The sequence below is a fragment of the Streptomyces sp. TLI_146 genome (genome assembly GCF_002846415.1).
Classification (GTDB): domain Bacteria; phylum Actinomycetota; class Actinomycetes; order Streptomycetales; family Streptomycetaceae; genus Streptomyces.
In genome coordinates this window covers 1,025,344-1,047,809 of the sequence record NZ_PJMX01000001.1, presented here as the reverse complement: position 1 = coordinate 1,047,809, position 22,466 = coordinate 1,025,344, and the positions used below count along the sequence as shown (strand labels likewise).

General features: G+C 70.7%; 25 protein-coding genes and 1 pseudogene. 12 read left to right on the top strand and 14 right to left on the bottom strand.

The annotated features are described in order from the left end of the window. Positions 1-7: 7 nt before the first annotated feature. Complete coding sequence (locus tag BX283_RS04810; RefSeq protein ID WP_101386411.1) at positions 8-1,726, top strand: acyl-CoA dehydrogenase family protein; 1,719 nt, start codon at positions 8-10, stop codon at positions 1,724-1,726. Between the two features lie 80 nt (positions 1,727-1,806). Here the strand turns inward: BX283_RS04810 and BX283_RS04805 are convergent, their stop codons facing one another. Beyond that, positions 1,807-2,250 (bottom strand): MarR family winged helix-turn-helix transcriptional regulator, encoded by a 444-nt coding sequence (locus BX283_RS04805; RefSeq protein ID WP_101386410.1) that lies wholly within the window; start codon positions 2,248-2,250, stop codon positions 1,807-1,809. A 94-nt stretch (positions 2,251-2,344) separates the two neighbouring features. On the opposite strand from BX283_RS04805, the gene BX283_RS04800 reads away from it, so the two are divergent. Beyond that, positions 2,345-2,737, top strand: coding sequence for a nuclear transport factor 2 family protein (locus tag BX283_RS04800; RefSeq protein ID WP_101386409.1), 393 nt, complete (start codon positions 2,345-2,347; stop codon positions 2,735-2,737). 61 nt (positions 2,738-2,798) lie between these two features. Further along, positions 2,799-3,500: a phenazine biosynthesis FMN-dependent oxidase PhzG gene (gene phzG, locus BX283_RS04795; protein WP_101386408.1), complete on the top strand. Its 702-nt coding sequence runs from the start codon at positions 2,799-2,801 to the stop codon at positions 3,498-3,500. Positions 3,501-3,577: 77 nt separating this feature from the next. On the opposite strand, the gene BX283_RS04790 is transcribed toward phzG, so the two are convergent. From BX283_RS04790 to BX283_RS04775, 4 genes are all read right to left on the bottom strand, one after another. Continuing rightward, the gene (locus tag BX283_RS04790; protein WP_101386407.1) at positions 3,578-4,675 is read right to left on the bottom strand and encodes a methyltransferase; all 1,098 of its coding nucleotides are present in this window, start codon (positions 4,673-4,675) and stop codon (positions 3,578-3,580) included. Positions 4,676-4,813: 138 nt separating this feature from the next. Further along, the gene (locus BX283_RS04785; RefSeq protein WP_101386406.1) at positions 4,814-5,779 is read right to left on the bottom strand and encodes a phosphotransferase family protein; all 966 of its coding nucleotides are present in this window, start codon (positions 5,777-5,779) and stop codon (positions 4,814-4,816) included. Between the two features lie 112 nt (positions 5,780-5,891). Beyond that, positions 5,892-8,081: an RNA polymerase recycling motor ATPase HelR gene (gene helR / locus BX283_RS04780; protein WP_218976509.1), complete on the bottom strand. Its 2,190-nt coding sequence runs from the start codon at positions 8,079-8,081 to the stop codon at positions 5,892-5,894. Between the two features lie 201 nt (positions 8,082-8,282). Then, on the bottom strand, positions 8,283-9,191 hold the full coding sequence (locus BX283_RS04775; RefSeq protein WP_101386405.1) for a hypothetical protein: 909 nt from the start codon (positions 9,189-9,191) through the stop codon (positions 8,283-8,285). Positions 9,192-9,509: 318 nt separating this feature from the next. On the opposite strand from BX283_RS04775, the gene BX283_RS04770 reads away from it, so the two are divergent. The 3 genes from BX283_RS04770 (at position 9,510) to BX283_RS04760 (ending at position 12,272) form a co-directional block, all read left to right on the top strand. Beyond that, complete coding sequence (locus tag BX283_RS04770) at positions 9,510-10,142, top strand: TetR/AcrR family transcriptional regulator (protein ID WP_101386404.1); 633 nt, start codon at positions 9,510-9,512, stop codon at positions 10,140-10,142. Positions 10,143-10,218: 76 nt separating this feature from the next. Continuing rightward, positions 10,219-11,766 carry an FAD-dependent monooxygenase gene (locus BX283_RS04765; protein WP_101392132.1) on the top strand — a complete coding sequence of 516 codons (1,548 nt, stop codon included), beginning with the start codon at positions 10,219-10,221 and terminating at the stop codon, positions 11,764-11,766. Between the two features lie 62 nt (positions 11,767-11,828). Further along, positions 11,829-12,272, top strand: coding sequence for a GNAT family N-acetyltransferase (locus BX283_RS04760; protein WP_101392131.1), 444 nt, complete (start codon positions 11,829-11,831; stop codon positions 12,270-12,272). A 40-nt stretch (positions 12,273-12,312) separates the two neighbouring features. Here BX283_RS04760 and BX283_RS04755 read toward each other — a convergent pair. Further along, positions 12,313-12,456, bottom strand: a pseudogene (locus tag BX283_RS04755) (SAM-dependent methyltransferase); the annotation flags it as partial. 120 nt (positions 12,457-12,576) lie between these two features. On the opposite strand from BX283_RS04755, the gene BX283_RS04750 reads away from it, so the two are divergent. Together BX283_RS04750 and BX283_RS04745 are read left to right on the top strand one after the other, a co-directional pair. Further along, entirely contained in the window at positions 12,577-13,071 is a 495-nt protein-coding gene (locus BX283_RS04750; RefSeq protein ID WP_101386403.1) for a MarR family winged helix-turn-helix transcriptional regulator, read from the top strand. Further along, positions 13,068-13,535 carry a MarR family transcriptional regulator gene (locus BX283_RS04745; protein WP_101386402.1) on the top strand — a complete coding sequence of 156 codons (468 nt, stop codon included), beginning with the start codon at positions 13,068-13,070 and terminating at the stop codon, positions 13,533-13,535. The genes BX283_RS04750 and BX283_RS04745 overlap by 4 nt, the downstream gene beginning before the upstream one ends. Positions 13,536-13,586: 51 nt before the next feature. Here BX283_RS04745 and BX283_RS04740 read toward each other — a convergent pair whose 3' ends face one another. Next, complete coding sequence (locus tag BX283_RS04740; RefSeq protein WP_101386401.1) at positions 13,587-14,504, bottom strand: LysR family transcriptional regulator; 918 nt, start codon at positions 14,502-14,504, stop codon at positions 13,587-13,589. Positions 14,505-14,610: 106 nt separating this feature from the next. On the opposite strand from BX283_RS04740, the gene BX283_RS04735 reads away from it, so the two are divergent. Continuing rightward, the gene (locus BX283_RS04735) at positions 14,611-15,456 is read left to right on the top strand and encodes an oxidoreductase (RefSeq protein WP_101386400.1); all 846 of its coding nucleotides are present in this window, start codon (positions 14,611-14,613) and stop codon (positions 15,454-15,456) included. 95 nt (positions 15,457-15,551) lie between these two features. Here the strand turns inward: BX283_RS04735 and BX283_RS04730 are convergent, their stop codons facing one another. After that, positions 15,552-16,658, bottom strand: a complete 1,107-nt coding sequence (locus BX283_RS04730; RefSeq protein WP_101386399.1) for a serine hydrolase — start codon at positions 16,656-16,658, stop codon at positions 15,552-15,554. A 221-nt stretch (positions 16,659-16,879) separates the two neighbouring features. Next, positions 16,880-17,353 carry a flavin reductase family protein gene (locus BX283_RS04725; RefSeq protein ID WP_101386398.1) on the bottom strand — a complete coding sequence of 158 codons (474 nt, stop codon included), beginning with the start codon at positions 17,351-17,353 and terminating at the stop codon, positions 16,880-16,882. A 188-nt stretch (positions 17,354-17,541) separates the two neighbouring features. On the opposite strand from BX283_RS04725, the gene BX283_RS04720 reads away from it, so the two are divergent. After that, a complete protein-coding gene (locus BX283_RS04720; RefSeq protein ID WP_101386397.1) occupies positions 17,542-17,775 on the top strand; it encodes a hypothetical protein in 234 nt (77 codons plus the stop codon). 56 nt (positions 17,776-17,831) lie between these two features. Here the strand turns inward: BX283_RS04720 and BX283_RS04715 are convergent, their stop codons facing one another. Together BX283_RS04715 and BX283_RS04705 are read right to left on the bottom strand one after the other, a co-directional pair. Continuing rightward, positions 17,832-18,428, bottom strand: coding sequence for a GNAT family N-acetyltransferase (locus tag BX283_RS04715; protein WP_101386396.1), 597 nt, complete (start codon positions 18,426-18,428; stop codon positions 17,832-17,834). A gap of 392 nt (positions 18,429-18,820) precedes the next feature. Continuing rightward, on the bottom strand, positions 18,821-19,393 hold the full coding sequence (locus tag BX283_RS04705; protein ID WP_143676382.1) for a hypothetical protein: 573 nt from the start codon (positions 19,391-19,393) through the stop codon (positions 18,821-18,823). 162 nt (positions 19,394-19,555) lie between these two features. Here BX283_RS04705 and BX283_RS04700 point away from each other — a divergent pair, with 162 nt between their 5' ends. Further along, positions 19,556-20,281 (top strand): pentapeptide repeat-containing protein, encoded by a 726-nt coding sequence (locus BX283_RS04700; protein WP_180357052.1) that lies wholly within the window; start codon positions 19,556-19,558, stop codon positions 20,279-20,281. A 39-nt stretch (positions 20,282-20,320) separates the two neighbouring features. Here the strand turns inward: BX283_RS04700 and BX283_RS04695 are convergent, their stop codons facing one another. Then, positions 20,321-20,902: a TetR family transcriptional regulator gene (locus BX283_RS04695; protein WP_101386393.1), complete on the bottom strand. Its 582-nt coding sequence runs from the start codon at positions 20,900-20,902 to the stop codon at positions 20,321-20,323. A gap of 115 nt (positions 20,903-21,017) precedes the next feature. Between BX283_RS04695 and BX283_RS04690 the strand changes: the two genes are divergently transcribed. After that, on the top strand, positions 21,018-21,245 hold the full coding sequence (locus tag BX283_RS04690; protein WP_257581965.1) for a hypothetical protein: 228 nt from the start codon (positions 21,018-21,020) through the stop codon (positions 21,243-21,245). A gap of 309 nt (positions 21,246-21,554) precedes the next feature. Here the strand turns inward: BX283_RS04690 and BX283_RS04685 are convergent, their stop codons facing one another. Beyond that, a complete protein-coding gene (locus BX283_RS04685; RefSeq protein WP_101392130.1) occupies positions 21,555-21,827 on the bottom strand; it encodes a hypothetical protein in 273 nt (90 codons plus the stop codon). A 5-nt stretch (positions 21,828-21,832) separates the two neighbouring features. Next, positions 21,833-22,426, bottom strand: coding sequence for a DUF5994 family protein (locus BX283_RS04680; protein WP_257581964.1), 594 nt, complete (start codon positions 22,424-22,426; stop codon positions 21,833-21,835). Positions 22,427-22,466: the final 40 nt, after the last annotated feature.

Sequence of the window (22,466 nt, the reverse complement as noted above, 5' to 3'; positions counted from 1 at the left end):
ACCCTTCATGGCCGACGCCCTGCTGTTCAACCCGCGTACCTACGACCCGGCGCACTTCGACCCCGAGACCCGCAGGCTGCTGCGCGCCACCGTCGACTGGTTCGAGGCGCGCGGCAAGCGCAAGCTGATCGAGGACTACCGCTCCCGCGCCTGGCTCGCGGACTTCCTCGCCTTCTCCGCCAAGGAAGGCCTGTTCGCCACCTTCCTCACCCCGGCCGCGGACGCCGGGAACGAGGAGCAGCGCTGGGACACGGCCCGTATCGCGGCCCTCAACGAGATCTTCGGGTTCTACGGCCTCGACTACTGGTACGCCTGGCAGGTCACCATCCTCGGCCTCGGCCCCGTGTGGCAGAGCGACAACGCCGCCGCCCGCGCCCGCGCGGCCGAACTGCTCTCCCAGGGCGAGGTGTTCGCCTTCGGCCTGTCGGAGAAGACGCACGGCGCCGACATCTACTCCACCGACATGCTCCTTGAGCCGGACGGCAACGGCGGCTTCCGGGCCACCGGTTCCAAGTACTACATCGGCAACGGCAACGCCGCCGGACTGGTGTCGGTCTTCGGCCGGCGCACCGACGTCGAGGGCCCCGACGGCTACGTCTTCTTCGCGGCCGACAGCCGCCACACCTCGTACCACCTCGTCAAGAACGTCGTGGACTCCTCCAAGTACGTCAGCGAGTTCCGCCTGGAGGGCTACCCGGTCGGCCCGGACGACGTCCTGCACACCGGCCGCGCCGCCTTCGACGCCGCCCTCAACACGGTAAACGTCGGCAAGTTCAACCTGTGCACCGCCTCGATCGGCATCTGCGAGCACGCGATGTACGAGGCCGTCACCCACGCGCACAACCGCATCCTCTACGGCCGCCCGGTCACCGCTTTCCCGCACGTGCGCCGCGAGCTGGCCGACGCGTACGTCCGTCTCGTCGGGATGAAGCTGTTCAGCGACCGCGCCGTCGACTACTTCCGCTCCGCCGGGCCCGACGACCGCCGCTACCTCCTCTTCAACCCGATGACGAAGATGAAGGTGACCACGGAGGGCGAGAAGGTCATCGACCTGATGTGGGACGTCATCGCCGCCAAGGGTTTCGAGAAGGACAACTACTTCGCCCAGGCGGCCGTCGAGATCCGCGGACTGCCCAAGCTGGAGGGCACGGTCCACGTCAACCTCGCGCTGATCCTGAAGTTCATGCGCAACCACCTGCTCGACCCGGTGGACTACCCCGCCGTCCCGACGCGCCTGGACGCGGCCGACGACGACTTCCTCTTCCGGCAGGGCCCGGCCCGGGGCCTGGGCTCCGTGCGCTTCCACGACTGGCGCCCCGCCTTCGACGCGTACGCGACCGTGCCCAACGTGGCCCGCTTCCGCGAACAGGCCGACGCGCTGTGCGAGTTCGTCACCACCGCCGCACCCGACGAGCAGCAGAGCCGCGACCTCGACCTCCTGCTCGCCGTCGGCCAGCTGTTCGCGCTCGTCGTCCACGGCCAGCTGATCCTGGAGCAGGCGCGTCTGACGGGTCTGGACGAGGACGTGCTGGACGAGCTGTTCGCCGTGCTCGTACGGGACTTCTCCGCGCACGCCGTCGAGCTGCACGGCAAGGACTCCGCCACCGAGCAGCAGCAGACCTGGGCGCTCGGCGCGGTCCGGCGCCCGGTCGTGGACGAGGCCCGCTCGGCGCGGGTCTGGGAGCGCGTCGAGGCGCTGTCCGGGGCGTACGAGATGGCGCAGTGACGCACTGAGCCAACCTGCCCATCTGCCATGGCCCACCGGCGCGACCGCCGCCGGTGGGCCATGGTGCGTTTGGGCGCCCGCTAGGCGAACGGGCCCTCGGCCGTGAAGCGCCGCAGCTGGTGCGCGAACGCCTCCGCCTCGCCCGGCGGCCAGGAGGAGAGGCTGGCCGTGATGTGGGCGGCCAGCCGCCTGCGCAGCTCCGTCACGGCGAGTCGGCCCTGCTCGGTGAGGATGAGCAGGTGTGCCCGGCGGTCGTGGGGGTCCGCCTCGCGGCGGACGAGCCCGGCGGCCTCCAGTCGGGAGGCGCGGCGGGTGACGCCGGAGCGGTCGATTCCGACCTCGGGTGCCAGGTCGGCCGCGCTGCGCGGCCCTGTCCGCGCCAGTGCGCTGAGCACCGGGTATGTCACCTCGTCCACTCCCTCGCCCATACCGGTGGTGAGCTGCTTGTGCAGCTGCGCGCGAGTGGTGCGGCGCAGCAGGATCCCCAGCGCGTCCGCGATCTCTTGCCCTACTTCGTTGTCCACCCCCGAAGAATAGCGTGCGCGGCGCACGTGTACCTGTTACGGTGTCATCAATGCGTGCGCCGCGCACGCACTATGGCTTGCGAAGGGAACCACCATGAACCCCACCCGTATCAGCGCCGCCCTCAACGACCTGCTGTTCAACAGCGACATCACCGTGGAGGAGGCGGCCGACCGCCACTTCACCGCGCAGTACCGCCAGCGCACCGACGGGGAGTGGGCCGACCGCGCCGGGTTCGTCGAGCACATCTCCCATCTGCGCACCGTCGTCGCCGACGGCAGTGTCACGGTCCACGAGGAGCTGTACGACGGCGGCAAGTACGCCGACCGGCACACCGTCGACGTCACCAAGAAGGACGGCTCGACGGTGAGCATGGAGGTGTACGTCTTCGCCGACCTCGCGCCCGACGGACGCTTCCACCGCATCGAGGAGACCACCCTGATGCTTCAGGGCTCCGACGCCGACCGGAATCTGGGCAGCGCCCGCTGAGGCACCGTCGACGCCGTGGAGGTCGCGGGACATGATGTTTCGACGATCGAAAGGATTCTTCATGCCTGACCTGTCCCAGTCGAACGGATCTCCCGTCAACGCCGCCAACGGCCGTACGGGAACCCGCCGTTCCGAGACACTCACCGGCAGCATCGACGTGGAATTCCCCGAGTTCCGCACGCCACCCCCCGAACCGATGGGACTGCTGGCCTCGTGGCTGGAGAGCAGCGTCGCGCGGGGGGTGCGCGAGCCCCGGGCGCTGGCCCTGGCCACCGCCGACACCCGGGGCCGTACGTCCTCCCGCATCGTGGTGCTCACCTCGATGACGGACGCCGGAATCGTCTTCCTCAGCCACTCCAGCAGCCAGAAGGGCCGTGAACTGGAGGAGAACCCCTGGGCGTCCGGCGTCCTCTACTGGAGGGAGACGAGCCAGCAGATCACACTGGCGGGCCCGGTGGACCGGCTGCCCGACGCCGAGGCGGACAGTATGTGGTTCGCGCGGCCCGTCTTCACCCACGCCATGAGCACCGCCTCCCGGCAGAGTCAGCCGATGGACGGTCTCGACCGGGTGGCCGAACTGCGCGACAGGGCGCGGGAGCTGGGGGAGCCGCAGCGGCCCTTACCGCGCCCCACGACGTTCACCGCCTACCGACTCGCACCCGACAGCGTGGAGTTCTGGGCCGACGGCACCGACCGTCTGCACGAGAGGCTGCGCTACGACCGCACCGGCGACGGCTGGAGGATCAGCAGGCTCCAGCCGTGACGGCGGGCCGGGTCGGCGCGCCCCACCCACAGGGCATGCGCCGACCCGGCCCCCGCTCGCTCACCTCGGGCGGAACCTCAGTCGGCCACGACCGCCTCGATGACCGACGCGTGCGGCGAGGGGTCCAGAACCCGTACGACAGAGAATCCCGCCGTGGCCAGCAGCGCCTCGTACTCCGCGCGGGTGCGGCCCCTGCCGTTCAGGACCGTCATCATCAGTATGTCGATGGTCTTGCCCGGGTGCGGGTCGTTGCCCGCCGGGATCATCGCGTTGATGACCAGGAGGCGTCCGTGCGCGGGCATGGCCTCACGACACGTCCGCAGGATGCGTACGCACTCCTCGTCCGGCCAGCTGGCCAATACGTGCTTGAGGAGGTAGACGTCGGCGCCGGAGGGCACGGAGGCGAAGAAGTCCCCGGCCTGCGCACGCCACCGCCCGGCCAGCTCCGGGGTGTCGAGAACGTGCCCGGCCACCACCGGCTCCAGGTCGACCAGGGTGCCCGTCAGGTGCGGGTTGCGGCGCAGGATCGCGCGCAGCAGACCGCCGCGCCCGCCGCCCACGTCGACGGCGCTCGTGGCCCCGGAGAAGTCGACGGCCTCGACGACGTCGTTGCTCAGCGTCTCGGAGAACGCCGCCATACTGGAGTTGAAGGCCCTGCCGAGTTCCGGGTCGGCGGCCACGTGGTCGTAGAAGGGGACGCCGTACACGTTCTCGAAGGCGGTGCTTCCCGTGCGGACGGCCTCGTGGAGCTGGGCCGCCGACTGCCAGAAGACCGGCTCGCCGCGCACCAGGATGTAGTCGCGCAGCGAACGCTCGGTGTCAGAGCGCAGCGGCTGCGCGAGCGGGGTGAGGTGGAAGCGGCCCTCCTCGTCCTCACGGAAGACGCCCTTGGTGGCGAGGAACCGCAGGAGCCGGTGGAGGTGGGGGCCGTCGACCTCCGCGGCCTTGGCGAGTTCGTCGGCGCTGCGCGGGCCGCCCGCCAGGTGGTCGGCGATGCCGAAGCGTGCGGCGGTGTGCAGGGCCGCCGAGTAGAGGTAGCCCAGGGAGAGTTCGAGTAACTCGCCCGTCACCTCGTCCGGGGCGGCGGGTGAGCCGAGGGGTTGTCCGGCCTCCGGGCCGTGCGGGGTGCCGGACGTCTGCGAAACTCCTGTGGCTTCCGGGCGAGCGCCTGCCATCGGTGAGGTCCCCTCTCTCAACTCTCGTGTGAACAAGAGTGCATGGAATGTACGTATGATCCAGCAGCGGCGCTCCAGCCTACGTCCGGCACGTGGCATTTCGCTTGAGTGCCGCGTGAGATCCGGTCGGCGTCGCCGCTAGGGGAGCCGCGAGCCCAGGCGGGTCCTGAGCCACTCGATCGCGGCGGCCCCCTGCGCGGCCTGGAAGGCACGTACGGTCGGCAGCCCGGGCGGCGCGCTCCGCAGCGACTGGCGTACGAAATAGCCGGCCAGCGCGGCGAGGGTGGCGGTCACCCCTTCGGGCTCGGCGTCCCGGCCCACCGGGTGCGCGGTGAACACCTCGTCGGGGTCGGGGCCTCCTTGTGCACGCACGCAGGGCAGCATCAGGAGCAGGTCGAACCAGGGCGCTGCCCGTACCGCGTGCGGCCAGTCGACGAAGACGACACGGCCGTCGGCGGTCAGCAAGAGGTTGTCGGCGCGCAGGTCGCCGTGGGCGAGGGTGTCGCCCGAGGCGAACTCGCCCCAGGGCGCGGCGAGGTCGGCGAGAGCGGCCAGGTTGCGCCGCACCCAGGGATCGAGGCGGTCCCGTGTGCTTTCGTCGCCGTCGAGGAGCTCCTCCCACCCCCGGAACGACTCGGCCTCGCTCTCCACGACGGTCGGTACGTCGAGGGGTGCGGGGGTGAGGGTGTGCGCGAGGTCGCCCACCGCGCGCAGGACCCGCGCCAACTCGTCCGGCCGCCACGGCACCTGGGGCTGCCGTCCGTCGACGTCCTCGAAGGCCAGGGCCACCCAGGTCGCGTCGTCGTGGCCGGCCAGCAACCGCGGTGCGGGGACTTCGGGCGGCAGGGCGGCGGAGACACGGGCCTCGGCCCGGTGGAGCACCGGGCTGGCGGGGTTGGCCTCGGCGCTCACCGCCTTCACGAACGCACGCCTCCCATCCGCCAACCGCACACGCGCGGCCACCCCGGGAGAGAAACCGCCGTGCTGGGTCACCGCTTCGACGACCGGTGCGCCCAGCCGCGCCTCCAGCCCGCGCCTGACGTGCTCGGGAACCTGGTCCCATTCGGTACGGACTCCGGTGGCGGACGGTGCGCTGATGGTCATGCCGACATGGTCGACGACGCGGCGCGGGCGAAGCGACAGGTTTTCGTGTGGGCGCGCTCACACCACCGGCCGCCCCCGCCACACGCCTCACGTGTGGCGGGGGCCGCTGGCGTCAGGCACTGGTGAGGATGACCAGTCGCTGGGTCGCGCGGGTCATCGCGACATACCGGTCGACAGCTCCTTCGATGCCGTCGCCGTACGTATCCGGGTCGACGAGAACGACCAGGTCGAACTCAAGGCCCTTCGACAGCGTCGGCGTGAGCGACCGCACACGCGGCCTCTCCCGGAACCGGGGATCACCGATGACACAGGCCACCCCCTCGTCATGCGCCGCGAGCCAGTCGTCGAGGATCCCCTCCAGCTCCGCGACCGGTCCGTGGACCACGGGGATACCGCTGCTGCGGATCGAGGTCGGCACGTTGGCGTCCGGGAGCACGGCCCGGATGACCGGCGCGGCTTCCGCCATGACCTCCTCGGGCGTGCGGTAATTGACGCTCAGGGAGGCCACCTCGATGCGGTCGAGGCCGATCCGCTCCAGCCGCTCCCGCCACGACTCGGTGAACCCGTGCCGGGCCTGGGCGCGGTCGCCCACGATGGTGAAGCTCCGCGACGGGCAGCGCAGCAGCAGCATCTGCCACTCGGCGTCGGTCAGCTCCTGCGCCTCGTCCACGATGATGTGGGCGAACGGACCGGCGAGCAGGTCCGGTTCGGCGGTGGGCAGCGCGCTCTCGTCGATCAGGGTGTCCTGCAGGTCCCGCCCGTGCAGCATGCCGAGCGCGCCTTCGCTCTCGTCGAGCTCGACGTTCTGCAGCAGGCTGTCCATGACGTCGGCCCGCCGCGCGCGTTCGGCCTCGGCGGCGGCCTCGTGGCGACGCCTGCGCACGGACGCCTCCGCGTCGCCGAGCCGCTGCCGTGCCGCGTCCAGGAGCGGCAGGTCGGACACCGTCCAGGCCTGTGCCTCCGCGCGCTGGAGCGTGCGTACGTCGTCGGCGCTCAGCCACGGAGCGCACTTGCGCAGATACGCGGGCACCGTCCACAGGTCGCCGACGAGGTCGGTCGCCTCCAGCATCGGCCACGCCCGGTTCAGGGTCCCGATCAGCTCCCGGTTCTGCAGCAGCGACCTCCGCAGCAGCTGGGGCGACACCTCGTCGTCGTCCTCGTACTCGTCCGCGTGCTTGTCCATCAGGATCGTGAGCAGCTCCTCGCGGATCTGGTCGCGCGCCTCGTTGTGCGGAGTGCCGGGCTCCACGGCCGCGAACGCCGCCGCCCAGTCGTCGGCGCTCAGCCAGACGTCGGACCAGTGGGTCGAGACCGTCATGCCCTTGGTGGGCGGCTCCTCGTAGAGGCCCACGGCCGGCTCGATCGCCTTCACCATCTCCGCGGACGACTTCAGCCGGGCCGCCTCCGGGTCGGTCTCGGCCACCGCCGTGGCTCCCTCGGTGACCATGTCCCGTACGAGGCAGGTCTGTACGCCCTCTTCGCCGAGGCTGGGCAGGACGTCGGCGACGTAGTCCAGGTAGGGCCGGTGCGGGCCGACGAACAGCACACCGCCCCGGCGGTGACCCAGGCGCGGGTCCGAGTAGAGCAGATGGGCGGCGCGGTGCAGGGCGACGACCGTCTTGCCCGTACCCGGACCGCCGTCGACGACGAGCGCGCCACGGGAACCCGCGCGGATGATGGCGTCCTGGTCGGACTGGATGGTGGACAGCACGTCGCGCATCCGGGCCGAGCGGTTGCCGCCCAGGCTGGCGATGAACGCGGACTGGTCGTCGAGTGCGGCGCGCCCCTCCAGCCCCTCGGCCGTGAACACCTCGTCCCAGTAGTCGTTGATCCGGCCTTGGGCCCAGCGGTACCTGCGGCGGCTCGTCAGGCCCATCGGGTTGGCGTGGGTGGCCGCGAAGAACGGCTCGGCCGCGGGGGAGCGCCAGTCGACGAGCAGCCGGTGGCCGGTGCTGTCGGTGAGACCGAGACGCCCGATGTACACGGGCTCGGCGTCGTCCGCGGGGACGAAGTGCCCCAGGCACAGGTCCAGGCCGAAGCGGCGCAGGGTGCGCAGGCGGCCGGTCAGCCGGTGGATCTCGGTGTCCCGGTCCATCGCCTCCCGGCCGATGCCGCCGGGTGCCCGGCGCGCGGCCTCCAGACGCTCGGACAGTTCGGCGGTCGACCGCTCCAGGCTCTCCGCGATCGCCGCGAAGTGCCGCTCGTCACCGTCGATCAACGCCGGGTCGGCCTTGTGGGAAAGGCGCTCGGGAAGGTCGAACGCAGACCTGTGAACCGATGGGACCGACGACAGAACACGCACTTCCTGAATCCCCCTTGTACTGCGGCTTCTGACTGAGGTCGGCGATTCTGCCCCACCCCCGGGGCCTTGCGGCAAGCCCCCCGGTGCGCTATAAGTTGAGAGTGGCAAGGAGCGGATATACCTCCTTGCCTTTTTCGTTTCCTCCGGACGGACAAACCCTGCCGCGGCACACCGCGGCAGGGGCAGGCGTTCAGACGGTGGTCACACACCGCCCACGATGAGGGACCAGCCCGAGGAGACGTGGGGGAGCGCGCCGACGTTTCGGTAGTGGCCGCCGGAGAGCGTCGAGATCCAGGCCGTCCCGTCGGTCTTGTAGAAGAACAGGCTGTCCGAGGTCCGGCCGACGGTGTCCCAGATACCCGACGTGCCGATCTCACGGAAGTTGATGCCCGTGCCGTTGGTCGCGTTGCTCACCCGGAACTGGAGCTCGCCGCCGCTCTTCGACAAGGCCAGCACGGAGTCCTTGGTCGCGGTCAGCTCACCCAGGAAGTCGTCCCTCGGGATGGCGCCCTTGTCCGAGTAGACGCCGTTCTTGAGGGTCCCGTAACCGACGTTGCTCCACGGGAAGTCGCCGGAGCCGTGCCGGGCCGCGGAGATCAGGGTGTCGCAGGAACTGGCCATGGTGCCCCAGCCCGTACTGAAGTTGTCGTACGTGCGCACCTCCTGGTACCTGCCGTTCTTGAGGGTGCCGGTGACGCCGTCGCCGGTGTCCCCGTTGTAGAACAGCACGGAGTCGCCGGACGCCTCGACGAAGGTCCAGCCCGTCGAGAAGTCGTCGTAGGTCTGGGTGCGGGAGTAGGTGCCGTTCTTGAAGGTGCCGACCTCCCCGGCTCCGGTGTCCGCGTTGTACAGCACCAGCGAGTCGCGGCTCGCCGCCGCGTGGGTGTAGCCGGTCGGCAGGCTGAAACCGCCTCTGTATCGCCAGTGGCCGCCGGAGAGGGTGCCGGTGCCGGCCTCGCCGTTGTCGGCCCGGTAGAACAGGATCGAGCTGCTCGGTGTGGTGCTGTTGCAGTACGACGTGGCGGCGTTCGCGGGGATGGCGGGCCCGGCCAGCAGGGCGGCCGTCGCGGACGTGGCAGTGGCAAGCGCGGCCACCAGGGACTTCCTCATGATTCTCCCCATTTCCTCGCACTTGGACGCGTGCGGTCGGCCCTCGGGGCGCGCCGGAATTCCCGCGCCGCAGCCGTTCACGATCTGAAAGGAGGACGTCCGTGCACCCGCCCGGACAGTCGGCCCCGCCCCCGCCCGACGCCCTGCCGGGCTGCCTGTCGAGCTCGTTCCACGCTCGTGGTCAGACGTCCTCTTCATCGTGCGCCGCCCACGGCCGCATCGCATCTCCGTGAGGTCGCCGAGCGGGGAGGCCTCCGAAAAATAATTGCCATTCTGGAAAACTTGCCGTGGCGGCAAGATTTGCCGTACGGTCCTCCCATGACACCCGCAGACGAGGCCCGCCCGGCCGACCGGCCTGGACTCCGCGAGCGCAAGAAGCGCGAGACCCGGGTCGCGCTGAGCCAGGCGGCGATCCGGCTGTGCGTCCTGCACGGCTGGGCGAATGTGACGATGGATCAGATCGCCGCCGAGGCCAACGTCTCCGTCCGCACCTTCCGCAACTACTTCGCCGGCAAGGCCGAGGCGATCGCCGCCAGTCACCTGGAACGGATGCACCGCGTCGCCGGCGACCTGCTCACCCGCCCGCCCGGCGAACCGCTCTGGGACTCGCTGCGCCACGCCGTCCTGGGGCAGTTCGCACCGCAGGGCAACTCCGCGCCGCAGGACGAGCGGTGGCGCGAGGGCGTGCGGCTGATGCTGGCCGAACCCGCGCTGGCCGGGGAGATCGTCAAGGCCAACGCCGCCGCCCAGCAGGAACTGGCCGAGGCCGTCGCACGGCGCACCGGAAGCGACGCCGAACGCGAGGTGTACCCGAAGCTGGTCGCGGCGGTGGTCGCCGCCGGCAGCGCGGTGGCCGTCGAGCACAGTCTGCGCGCCGAGGAGGCCGTGCCGCTCGGCGCGGCCCTGACACAGGTCTTCGAGCAGCTCGCCGCCGGTCTGCCCGTCCCCTGACGAGGAGCGGCGGCCACGCCTTCGGCGTGGGTGTACCCCTTTCCTGTTCCCGCTCGCCGCCCGAGGAGGCGTGATCGTGACAGTCGACGACGTGATCATCGTGGGAGGCGGCCCGAACGGGCTGATGCTGGCCTGCGAGCTCGCTCTGGCCGGCATCCGGCCGACCGTACTGGAGCAACTTCCGCGGCCCAGCACCGAACCTAAGGCCAACGGCCTGCTCGGGCAGGTGGTGCGCCTGGCCGACCACCGGGGCCTGTACGAACCGCTCAGCGGCAGCCCCGAGCCCCCGCGGCCGAACTCCGCGTACTTCATGTTCGCGGCCATGGGCCTCAACCTCGCCCTGCTGGACGCCAGTCCGGTCTTCGGGCTGGCCGTTCCGCAGCACCGCATCGTCGAGGTCCTGGAGGAGCGCGCCCGCGCACTCGGCGTCGACGTCCGGCGCGGACACCGGGTCGGCGCCGTCGCCCAGGACGACGACGCCGTCACCCTCGACGTCACCGGCCCCGACGGCGATCAGCGGCTGCGGGCGCGTTACGTGGTCGGGGCGGACGGCGCGCACAGCGTGGTCCGCAAACTCTCGGGGATCGGGTTCCCCGGCGTCAGCTACGACCGCCGCACCAACCGCACCGCCCACGCCACCGTCCCGGCCGACTGGATCGACCCCGTCAACGGCGCCCTCACGATTCCCGGCCATGGTCCGGCCCTGCCCTTCCTGCCCCACCGCACCGACCGCGGCGGCTTCACCTACGCGCCGTTCCCCGGCCATCCGCCGCTGGTCAGCACCACCGAGTGGGACCAGCCCGCGACGGACGAGCCGATGACCCTGGCCGAGATGGAGGCGAGCATCCGCCGGGTCCTGGGCGTCGACCTGCCACTGGGTGCGCCGGACGGCACGGGCCCACATGTGCTGCGGCGCCTCGACGGCGGCAACACCCGTGTCGCCGACCGGTTCCGCGACCGTCGGATCCTCCTGGTCGGCGACGCCGCCCACGTCTACACCGCCGGCGGCGGCCCCGGGCTGAACCTCGGTCTGCAGGACGCCGCCAACCTCGGCTGGAAGCTCGCCGCCGAGCTCCGGGGCGCCGCCCCGCCCGGCCTGCTCGACAGTTACGACAGCGAGCGCCGCCAGGCGGCCCGGCGCATGGTGCTCAACGCCGAGGCGCAGTCCGCACTCACCGCACCGGGGAGCGACATCACCGCCCTGCGCGAACTCTTCACCGAGCTGCTCACCCGTAAGGAAGTCGTCCAGCACCTCGCCGACCTCACCGCGGGCACGGACGTGCGCTACGACATGGGCGTCACCGACCCCCATCCCGCGGTCGGCTACTTCGCACCGGAGCTGGAGCTGATCACCGGGACGGAGAAGGTCCGGATCGCCGAACTGGCGCGCAGCGCCCGGCCGTTGCTGGTGGATCTCACCGAGGGGCAGTCGCTGGCAGCCGTATTGCCGAAGGGCCAGGACGCGCCCGTCGACCTCGTCCTCGCGCACGGCGGCCCGGCCGACCTCACCGGCCTGCTGATCCGCCCCGACGGCTATGTGGCCTGGGCCTGCGGCTCGCCCGCCCCGGACCCGGTCGAGCTGGCCGCCCTGCGGTCGGCAATCGAGCGCTGGTTCACGGCCTGAGAGCCGACGGCCTCCTGACCGCCCCGACGACGGTGCAACCCCGTGGCGGTAGCGTGGCGATCATGGCGGACTGGAACATACGGGCGGCCTCGCCGGCAGACGTCGAGGCCGCGGTCGAGCTGCGGGCGGTCGTGATGCGACCGGACCTGGAACGGCTCGGCCGGTACGACGAGCACCGGGTGCGGCAGCGGCTGCGGGACCGCTTCGACCCGGCCCACACCTGGGTGATCGAGGTGGCCGATACGTTCGCCGGCTGTGTGGCGCTGCGACCGGCCGAGGACGGCCACTGGCTGGAGCACTTCTACCTGGCCCCGCACCTCCAGGGCACCGGCATCGGCTCGGGCGTGCTGCGCGAACTGCTGGAGCGGTGCGACCGCGGCGGATTCCCGGTGCGTTTGAACGTGTTGCGGGGCAGCGCGGCCCGGCGGTTGTACGAGCGGCACGGGTTCGTGGCCGAGAGCGAGGATCCGGTCGACGTGTTCATGGTGCGCCACGTGTCCGCGTAGCCACCGCTCCGGATCGCCGCTACGGGCGGCGTCCCCAAGCGGAGGCGCGCCGCTGTTCGGGCCCCGACTCGTCCGGGCACAGCAGTGGTTGCAAGGTGGTGTCGGCGTCCTCCAGGAGCAGCCGGCTGCCGGGCCGCAGCGCCTGGACCATCCGGCGCAGGGCCTCGGTGCGATCCCTGTCGTGCTCGGCCATCGGGCGATTGCGGCAGACGCACTACGGCGTGAGCCGAACGAGCCGTAGAGCCGCTCGTACTCCGTCAGAAAATAGTAGTCATGGACATAGTAGCCATGTACTCTATGTGTCATGAGCAACGGTTCGCCGGGCCCCACGCCCGGTTTCCTCGTATGGCGACTCGCCAACAAGTGGCGCGTCGCGGTCGATCGCGCGGTGGCTCCGCTGGGGCTCACCCACGCGCAGTACTCGGTGGTCGCGTCGCTGCACGGCATGCACCGTGCCGGTGAGCGGCCCAGTCAGCGCCGGCTCGCCGACCACACCGGTCTGGAAGCGCTGTACGTCTCGAAGCTGGCGCGTGCCCTGGAGTCGGCCGGTCTGATCGAGCGCACCCGTGATCCCCGCGACCCGCGCGCCGTACAGCTCGCCCTCACCGAGCAGGGCCGGGCCGTCACGCGGGAGGCCATCGCGCTGGTCCAGGAACTGCACCAGCGGTTGCTGGAGCCGCTCGGCGGCCTGGACGCTCCGCGAACGCGTGCGTTCACCGACGAACTGAGAACCCTGCTCGACGCACCACTCGGCCCGTCCGTACCGAACGACGAGAGCACCCGGGAGACAACCCCATGACCGCCACAGCAGCCACCGCCGCGTCCGTCACCGCACCCGTCGCCGACCCCCGTGTCCTCGCTCTGGCCCACTACGCCGCCCGTGGCGTCCTGGAGCGCGTCCTCGCCCGGCACGGCGTCACGTTCCAGGAGCAGATCGCCCTGCGCGCCGCTGTCACCGCCGACACCCCGCCGACGCCGGACGATCTCGTCGTCCAGGTGCAGGGCTCCCTCAAGGCCGATCCCACCGACATCCGCACCACTCTCGACGAACTGCTGGCCAAGCACCTGCTCGTCGCGGACGGCGCGCACCTCCGCCCCACGGCCGCGGGGCGCGAGTTGATCTCCGTTGCCGCTGCGGAGGCCGCCCCCTTCACCGCCCGGATCTGGGGCGGGATGGACCCCGAGGACCTGGCCGCCGCCGGGCGTGTCCTGGCCCTGGTCGCCGAGCGGGCCGACGCGGAGCTTGCGGCGCTGGCCGCCTGACCATTCGCGAGCGAGCTCTGATGTGCGGGCCGGGGGGCCACGCCGTGGGGATCAAGAGGCGGCTGCGGCCCCCACCTCCCGTGCGGCGGCCAGATAGCTGACAACCAGCGGCCGTTTGTCGTCCTTGCGGGCGGCCACCGCCAGTTGGGACGGCGAGATGCCCCGGACCGGCACGGCGATCACCTCGTCCCGGGCGACCAGCGGGGCGTTTCCGGCAGCCAGCAGTGCGACGCCCTGGCCGCCTGCGACGCCTTCGTGGGTCTCCTCGGCACTGGCCACCACCGCGCCGATCCGTGGCTCGCGGCCGTCGCGCGCGTCAAGGGCGAGCCAGTAGTCCCGCAGCGGGCCGGCCTGCGGGGGGAGGGCGAGGAAGGGCTCGTCCAGCAGGTCGGTGAAGTCCACTTCTCCCTCGGGGTCGGCGGCTGCGCGCGCCGCCAGGGGGTGCCCGTCGGGCAGGGCGACCAGTCGTGGCTCGCGGGCCACCACCGCGTGCTGGTAACGGTCCCCGTCCGGCAGCGGCAGCCAGACGAAGGCGACATCGCTGGACCCGTCCGCCAACCCTGCGCTCGGATCGGCCCAGTTGACCTGCCGCAGTACGGGGCGTACGTCCGGATGCCGGGAGAGGAGACGGGCCCGCAGGGCGGGCAGCAATCCGCGGCCCGGGCTGGTGGACATGCCGATCACCAGGTCGCACCGCCCGGCGCTCTTCGCCTCCTCCACCGCTGCCTGCGCGGTGCGCCAAAGGGCCAGTACTTCGTGGGCGTGCGGCAGCAGGGCCTGCCCCACCGCAGTCAACCGCACGGTGCGTCTGTCGCGTTGGAACAGTTCCGCGCCGAGTTGTCTCTCAAGCATACGTATCTGCTTGCTCAGCGCGGGCTGGGAGACGAACAGCCTCTCGGCGGCCCGGGTGAAGCTCAGCTCCTCGGCGACGGCGGTGAAGTAGCGCAGATCGCGTCCATGGACATCCATAACTCATGGCTATCACAACGGGTCTTGGACGCATCTCCCGTTCCTGGCGAAGGATGAGGGCTGTCGACGGGGTAGCCCCGAACGGCAGTTGACGAGGGAGCGGAAGATGAGCAACGGCGCCAAGGTCTGGCTGGTCACCGGTGCGAGCAGCGGCTTCGGGCGGGCCATCGCCGAGGCCGCGGTATCCGCCGGCGACACGGTGATCGGCACGGCCCGGCGGACGCAGGCGCTGGACGACCTGGTCGCCGCGCACCCCGACCGCGTCGAGGCGATCAGCCTGGACGTCACCGACGGCGAACGGATCGACGCGGTGGCCGCCGACGTCCTGGCCCGTTACGGCAGGGTGGACGTGCTGGTGAACAACGCCGGCCGCACCCAGGTGGGGGCGTTCGAGGAAACCACCGACCAGGAGCTGCGCGACCTGTTTGAGCTGCATGTGTTCGGCCCGGCCCGGCTGACCCGGGCGCTGCTGCCGCAGATGCGGGAGCGGGGCAGCGGCTCGATCGTGAACATCAGCAGCTTCGGCGGGCAGCTGTCCTTCGCCGGGTTCTCCGCCTACAGCGCGACCAAGGCGGCGCTGGAGCAACTGTCGGAGGCCCTGGCCGACGAGGTGACACCGTTCGGCATCAAGGTGCTGATCGTGGAGCCGGGCGCGTTCCGCACCAACCTGTTCGGCAAGGGCGCGGCGTACTTCTCCGAGGAGAACCCGGCGTACGCCGAGAAGGTCGGCGTGACCCGGCAGATGGTCCAGGGCGGCAATGGCGACCAGCCCGGCGATCCGGCGAAGGCCGCAGCGGCCATCCGCCTGGCCCTGGCCGCCGAGAACCCCCCACTCCGCCTCGCCCTGGGTGCCGACGCGGTCGACTTCCTGACGGCACACCTGGACTCCGTGCGGGCCGAACTGGCGGAGTGGGAGAAGGTTTCCAGGGGGACGGACTTCGACACGGAGTGACGGTGGGTGCCGTCCGCAGGGGCACCCTCACAAGGTCGGAGCAGGGGGCCTGCGGTTCTACCGCGGGCCCCCTCCACCGCCCGGCACCGGGTGGCTCAGCGGCACAGGGCCGTGTCCACGACGCGCTCCACATGCTTCATGGGTGTCTTGTCGTCCTGCTGGACGGTCACCGCGACGTTGGCGGCGCGGCCCCTGTCGGTGACTCCGCCCCGGGTCTCGTATCCGGGGATGCTGCCGCCGTGACCCCAGTAGACACCGCCGCACGACAACGGCGTGCTCACGAGCCCCAGCCCGTATCGGGCCCCGTCGGCGAAGGGGGCTCCGGCGCGAACGGTGGTGCGCATCTCGGCCAGTTGGGCTTTCGGGAGGAGGCGGCCGTCGACGAGCAGCGCCGTGAAGAACCGGTTGAGGTCGGAGTTGGTGGAGATGATCTGGCCCGCCGCCCACGCCCAGGAGGGGTCCATCTCCGTCATGTCCTGCAGAGGCTGGTCCGCTGAACCCCGGTAGTAGCCATGGGGGTGGGGTTCTCGGATGGTCGCGTCACCCGGGGCGGGGAAGTAGGTGTGGCGCAGCCCGATGCGCTGGATGATGCGCCGGTCCATCTCCTCGGCGAGCGGGCGGTGGGTGACCTTCTCGACGATCAGGCCCGCCAGCACGTAGTTCGTGTTGCTGTATTCCCATTTCTTCCCGGGGTCGAAGTGCGCCTTGTGCTGGAGCGCGAGGTCGAGGAGCTCGCGGGGCTCGTAGTACCGGATCTCCTCGTCGAGGTACTCGAGGTAGCTGGGAAGTCCGCTGGTCTGCCGCAGGATGTCACGGACGGTGATGCGGCTTCCGTCGATCCCGTCCCCGCGTACGACGCCCGGCAGGTAGGTGTCGACCGAGGCGTCGAGACTGATCTTCCCCTCAGCGACCAGTTGCAGCACGACCACCGCGGTGAACGTCTTGGTGTTGCTGCCGATCCGCACCTGACCGTCCCGAGGCACCTTCGACCCGGTGGCCACGTCGCCGACGCCCGCGGTGTACGTACGGGTGTGCCCGTCTAGGTCCTTGACGCTCGCCAGGGCCGCGGGCAGGCCATCGGACCGCACCAGGGCGTCGAGGCCCTGCTGGACGGTGTCCGGCCTGGCGGCGGCGGATGCCGCGGGCGGCGCCAGCGCACCCATCGTCAGGACACCCACGGCCACCGCGACCGCGGCCGGCACGGCTATGGGCCGACCGCCTTGCTGCCGCCCGGAAGAACGGAACCTCTGCCATGCCTGCTCGCGCACGAGTCAACTCCTGGGGAATCGTCGGGAAACGGCGGTGTGTGCCGAGTCCCAGCTTCTCCGGAAGCGGCCGCCTCGAACGATCCTGCTACCGCCCGACGCCAGGTGGGGTTAACCCCCGACGGCTCGCGCATCGGGCGTCACCGGGGGTTCGTCCACTAGGCGGGATGCCCGGCGGTGATGTCGAGCGTCTGGTGCAGGGACAGCGGTCTGCCGTCGTGTGCCTTGTCGACGGTCAGCGGCTCCAGGAGGAAGCCGACGTGGTCGCCTCCGTCGAAACGCTCAAGGATCCGCCCGGTGAACCAGGCCACGGCATCGGCCAACAGCGGCGTTCCGTCCGGGCCTTCGGTCCACTCCAGGCCGTCGAACTTGTCCACTTCGGCCCCGCACAGGGCGCCGAACCGCACGGCCAGGCCGTGGTCCTGGGGCAGGAGATGCACCGCCAGGACCGTTGCCCGCTCGGCCACCAGGAAGGTGTGGTTGGCTTTGGAGAGCCACGCGATGAACCGCTCGGGTCGCAAGGAGCACTGCCCGGCGAATCCCACCAGGCACCCGGCCCGCCGCCCGTCCGCCGAGGCGGTCACCACGTACACGGGAGAGTCCACCAGTGCGGTGAAGTCGTCGAAACCCATCTGAAGCCTCCTCGGATCCGGCTTTCGCACGAGGATACGGACGAAGGGCCGTCCCCTCACGCCGACAGGTCCGGGCGCCGATCGGGACCGCCCACGGCGAAGCCCATGAGCAGGTACAGCGGCGCGCCCTGCTGCGGGCGGCTCGTCCCAGCAAGCAGAATGGGCCCACACCAAACGCGGAGGTTGTCATGCCGGGATTCCTCGACCGGGCCAAGGAACAGGCCCAGTCCGCCCTCAACCAGGGGAAGCAGAAGGTGGACGAGGTCCAACAGCAACGCGCGGGCAACGAACTGCTGAAGCAGCTCGGGGCGGCCTACTACGCGGAGCGGCGCGGCTCAGGCACCCCCGACGCGACACAGCAGGCGCTCAGCGCCCTGGAGACCCACATCGCCGCCCATGGTGACGGCTTCCTGCGCGGATAGGGGGCGGACGGGGGAGCGATACGGGTACTCGTACGTCCGTCGAGACCGGACCGCCGTCATTCGGCTCGTACTTCACCCGAAGTGCCGTGCGTCGGTGCGGTCTTGACGTGCAGGTGTCCGTCGAGCGGGTACGTGGGCGGCCACGACGGCAGGATCCGGTCGAAGGCGTACCCGCACTTCTCCGCCACGCGGCACGACGCCGGGTTGTCCATCTGATGCAGGAGTTCGAGGCGCTCCAGACCACCGGCTGCGAAGGTGTCGAACGCCCAGGTCGTGAGAGCCTCCAGGGCGCGCGGAGCCACACCGCGCCCACGCGCCGCCGCTGCCGTCCAGTAGCCGACCTCGCCGCGGGGCTCCCCGGCGCCGACGTCCTTGAGCGCCACATTGCCCACCAACCGTGGCGGCGCCGCGTCCTGGGCGGCTTCGAGGACGGCGAAGCCGAAGCGGTCGCCCGCCTCCCACCCCTGCTCCTGCATCCGCATCCACCCCCGCACGTCGTCCTCGCTGTCCAGCGGGGAGCGTGCCCCGCGGCGCAGAGCGGGATCCTTGTACGCCTCGATGAGCTCGGGAATGTCGTCCGAGCACCAGGGACGAAGGACGAGCGCGGGAGCGGTCGGCGTCGCGGCGGCAGTGAGTATGACGGAGACGTTCACCGGCCCCCGCCGACCAGTCGTACCTTCGCCGACGCCATGGTCTCGCCCGTGGTGACAGCGGTGACGGTGCCGGGGATCTGGTTACGGGACACGCTCATGGAAACACGCCTCACACGATCGGATGCGATGCGGCAGGCACTTCTTTGACCTGCCTTCACGGCCGACGTTAACGGACGGGATTTATGCGTGAAGGGCCGACATCGCATGTGCCAGCCGAATGGTGGGGAGTACCTTGCGTATTCCGTCGAGATGGTCGCGGGCCCGGCTCGTGCCGCCGGTGACGTGTGTCCGCCGAGACCAGGCACGGGGACCCTGTCGTCCCATGGCCTTTCGCTCGGCGGACACACGTCACGTGCTCCGGCACCTTGACCGGGCTCAACGGGCCGCAGAGATCAGGTGGTGCAGTCCACGGCCAGGCCGTCGATCCGCACGGTCCGGTATGTTCCGTCGTACGAGCTGATGACGGCCTCGACGAACACGTTGGTGTTTCCCTGGGGCGAAAACGCCGGGGTCGCAACTGACTGGTAGTAGGTACTGGGGTAGAGCCGGGGGACCGTCTCGCCGAGCTTGTTGCCCTTCGAGTCCCACACCCGCAGGGCGAATTCCACGGTGTTGTCCAGCGGACGTACCCACATCCTGGCCGTGCAGTTCGAATTCCTCGTGATGCCGTCGATTCCGGCCCACGTCCCTTCACGCGCCCAGCCCTGGCGGGCGCGGAGCCATCCGTTGTTCTGGCCGGTGTCGGCCGTTCCGGTGTTGACTTCGAAACCGGCTTGGGCGTCGCCACCGGTGGGGTGGTCCCACGTGTTGAGCTGGTTGCCCTCGAATCCGTTCGTGTACAGCAGCGTTTGCGCCCCGGCGTGTGCGGGAGTCGACAGTGCCAGGACGGCCACCGGTACGGCGGCAGCGGCCAGCGCTTTTGTCAGGCGCTGCGTACGAGTACCGCGTCCAGGACGTGACGTCATTGGGCACCTCCTTGAGGTTGGCTCGGCGACCTCCCGTGGTACGGGAGTCCCGGACAGCCTGCGCGGGGGCGTGGTGGGGACACAAGCAAGGTTCCGCTCAGCGGACCGCGCCCGAGGATATTCACTGGGATCAGTGGATTTGCGTTGCGTAGGGTCATGCGTATGAACAAGCCGGAGCGTGACCCGGGTGGCGCACCTTGTGCGCCCGACAGCGAGGGTGAGGACGCCCCCGACTCGGCGGTCAACGTCAGGATGCGTGAACTCACGCGGTTGGTGCTCGACGGAGGTGTCCCGAGGGAGTACTCCCAGCGTGCGCTCAGCCTCACGGCAGCAGACCTGACAAGCCGTCAACTGGCGGGAGCCGTTCTCGCGGACGCGGATCTGTCGGCAGCCACGCTGGTACGCGCCGACCTCTCGGGTGCCAGTTTGCCGGGCGCCGACCTCGGCGGCGCCGATCTGACCGGGGCGGACCTCACGGGCGCCGACCTGGACCGCTGCTGCGCCCACGCTGCCGTCTTCGAGGATGCGGTGCTCAGGAACGCATCGGCGAGGCGAGCCGACCTGGTCGCCTGTCACGGCGCCCGCGCGGATCTGTCGGGCGCCGATCTGACGGGAGCACACCTGGAAGCGGCGGACTTCTCCCACGCCCGGCTTCGTGGGGCCGACCTGACCGACGCGGACTGCCGCGGCGCCGGTTTCGAAGGGGCCGACCTGACCGGTGCCCGCCTCCCCGCCCTGTCGCTTCTCCGGGGAGTGGTGTGGACGCGAGAGACGATGTGGCCGGCGGGCGTCGCGGACAAGGTGCTGGCCGTATCGCAGGAGGCCGCGCGGGGGCGGTTCAGGATCCTCGCGCTGCCGCCGGATCGAGCTGGCCGGGTGCATCAGTGACCGGTGGTGGTCGGTCGGCGGTCCGGCCGGGGGTACGGGTCAGGCGGTAAGCCGACGGACCAGGGTGACCAGCGCCTCGCGCTGCTGCTCGGGACTGCCCTTGGCGGCGGGAGTCATCAGCATGCGGGTGAGCTGAGGCAGGGTGAACCAGGACGTGGTCAGGGCGATCACCGCGCGCATCAGCTCGCCCGGGTCGACCGCGTCGGTCAGCGTCCCGTTCCGCTGGGCGTTGGTCAGCGTGGCGATCTTCTCGGCGTAATGGTCGGTGCGTTCGCACTCCGCCGCCACCCGGTCCTGGCAGAGCAGGCCCTCCCACGCCAGCAGCCGTACGAAGTGCGGGTGCGTGTGGTGGTAGTCGAAGACCCGGCCCGCGTAGTCGCCCAGGTCGGCTGCCTGTTCAGCGGTCAGCGGCACCGCCGCGGCGAGCTTTTGCAGCTCGGACTCCAGTACCGCGACGAACAGCTTCTCCTTGCTGCCGAAGTACTGGTAGATCCGCTCCTTGTTGACGCCCGCACGTGTCGCGACGCGGGCGACACGAGCCCCTTGCGGGCCGTGCTCGGCGAACTCCTCGACCGCCGCGTCGAGCAGGAGCTGCCGCGTGCGTGCTGTGTCCCAGGCCATGCCACGACTTTAACCCATTCCCAACCGGGCGGTTGGACATGAAGGTGAGTGGATGTCAGAATCCAACCCGACGGTTGGAGATCGAGCCTCCAGCCACCCTGACCAGGAGATGTCCATGTCCACGCCCACGCCCGCCGCCCCGTCCATCCACCGCCGCGCCGTGATCACCTGGCTGGCCGTCTACCCGACCATCACCGCCGTACTCGGCCTGCTCGGCCCGACCACCGCCGACCTGCCGCTCATGGTGCGGACGCTGATCCTCACTGTGATAGTCGTCCCCGTCGCCGCGTATGTCCTCATCCCGCTACTGACAAAGGCCAACGCTGCGGTGGCCCGCCGCTGACCGCGTCATCGACGTCGCATTTGGCACCCCGGTTCGGGCGGTGCTTCCCGTACGGCTCACGGTCCCGCCCCGATGGCACCTCGCGCACGGCGGGCCGTGATGCGGTCCGCGGTCGGCCAGCGCACGTCGCGTACCCGGCCGAGGTGTTCGAGAAGGCGTACAGGGCCGGTGTGAGCACGCACAGCGCCGGGAAGAGACGGGAGATCGCGCGGATGTCGCCGTCCGGCTGCAGATCCGGTGCGTACCGCGCGGCCGGTCTGGGCGAGGTCGACCGGCTCGGGTGTCGGTGCCGGGATCGGTGCCGGTGGGTCAGTGCCGGGGCATGTGCCGGATCCGGCGTCGGGGGCGCAGACGCCCTCGGCCCCCGTCCCGTTGGTCGCGGCGGGCGGGGACGGCGAGCTGCTCCGGCTTCCCGGGGACCGGCTGGGTGGCGTCGGCGCGGTCGTCCCGGCGGCCGGGTGCGAGCCGGCTGTAGCGGTGCAGGATGATCCGCTCGGCGTGCTGGCCGTTGAGGCGGTGGATCAGGCCTGCCGCACCGACGATCAGGAAGACCATGACGAGGACGGTCAGGGCTGTGGTCACGGCGGTCACATTCCTACCAGGAGGCGGCTCGGTCGGGCCGGCACGTCAAGGCGGATCGTCGGCGCGCCGCCCTCGTACTCCCATGCCTCTTCCGACTTGTCCGCGTCCTGCGCCCGGCTCGCGGTAGAGGGTGCGCCGGGGCCGCCCTCGGCCGCGATGAGCGCGCTCGCGGTCAGCGGCGGCCCGGTGACCGTGGTCGCTGCGGCCATCAGCCGTGCGGCGGTGGCCTCATCGGTCTGCGGTGGGATCACCAGGAGGTCCCAGCGGCCGACGTTGTAGGACAGCAGAAGCAGTTTGTGCGGATCCAGCTCGGGTGTGAACCAGCCGGCTTTCACCACGTGTCCGTGTACGGGGATCTTGCGCGGGATGACGGGCCAGTGCTGAGGATTGACCGCGATACGGGTGATCCGGGCCCAGGTCGGGTCCAGCACGTCGATCAGAGCGGGAAGTTCGCTCAGCAGGTCGCGGGAGCGGGGCCACCAGGCTCCGTCCAGAAGTCCACGGGCGGCGTCGTCGGCTTTGAGCGCGAGGCGTGCGGTCGGTGCCGGGTCTGCGGGGCTCTCGTACCGCGGTCCCGGAAGGTCAATGGTCGCGGACATCGCGCGAACCCGTCTCCAGGTCGCCGTCCGTGGACAGCGG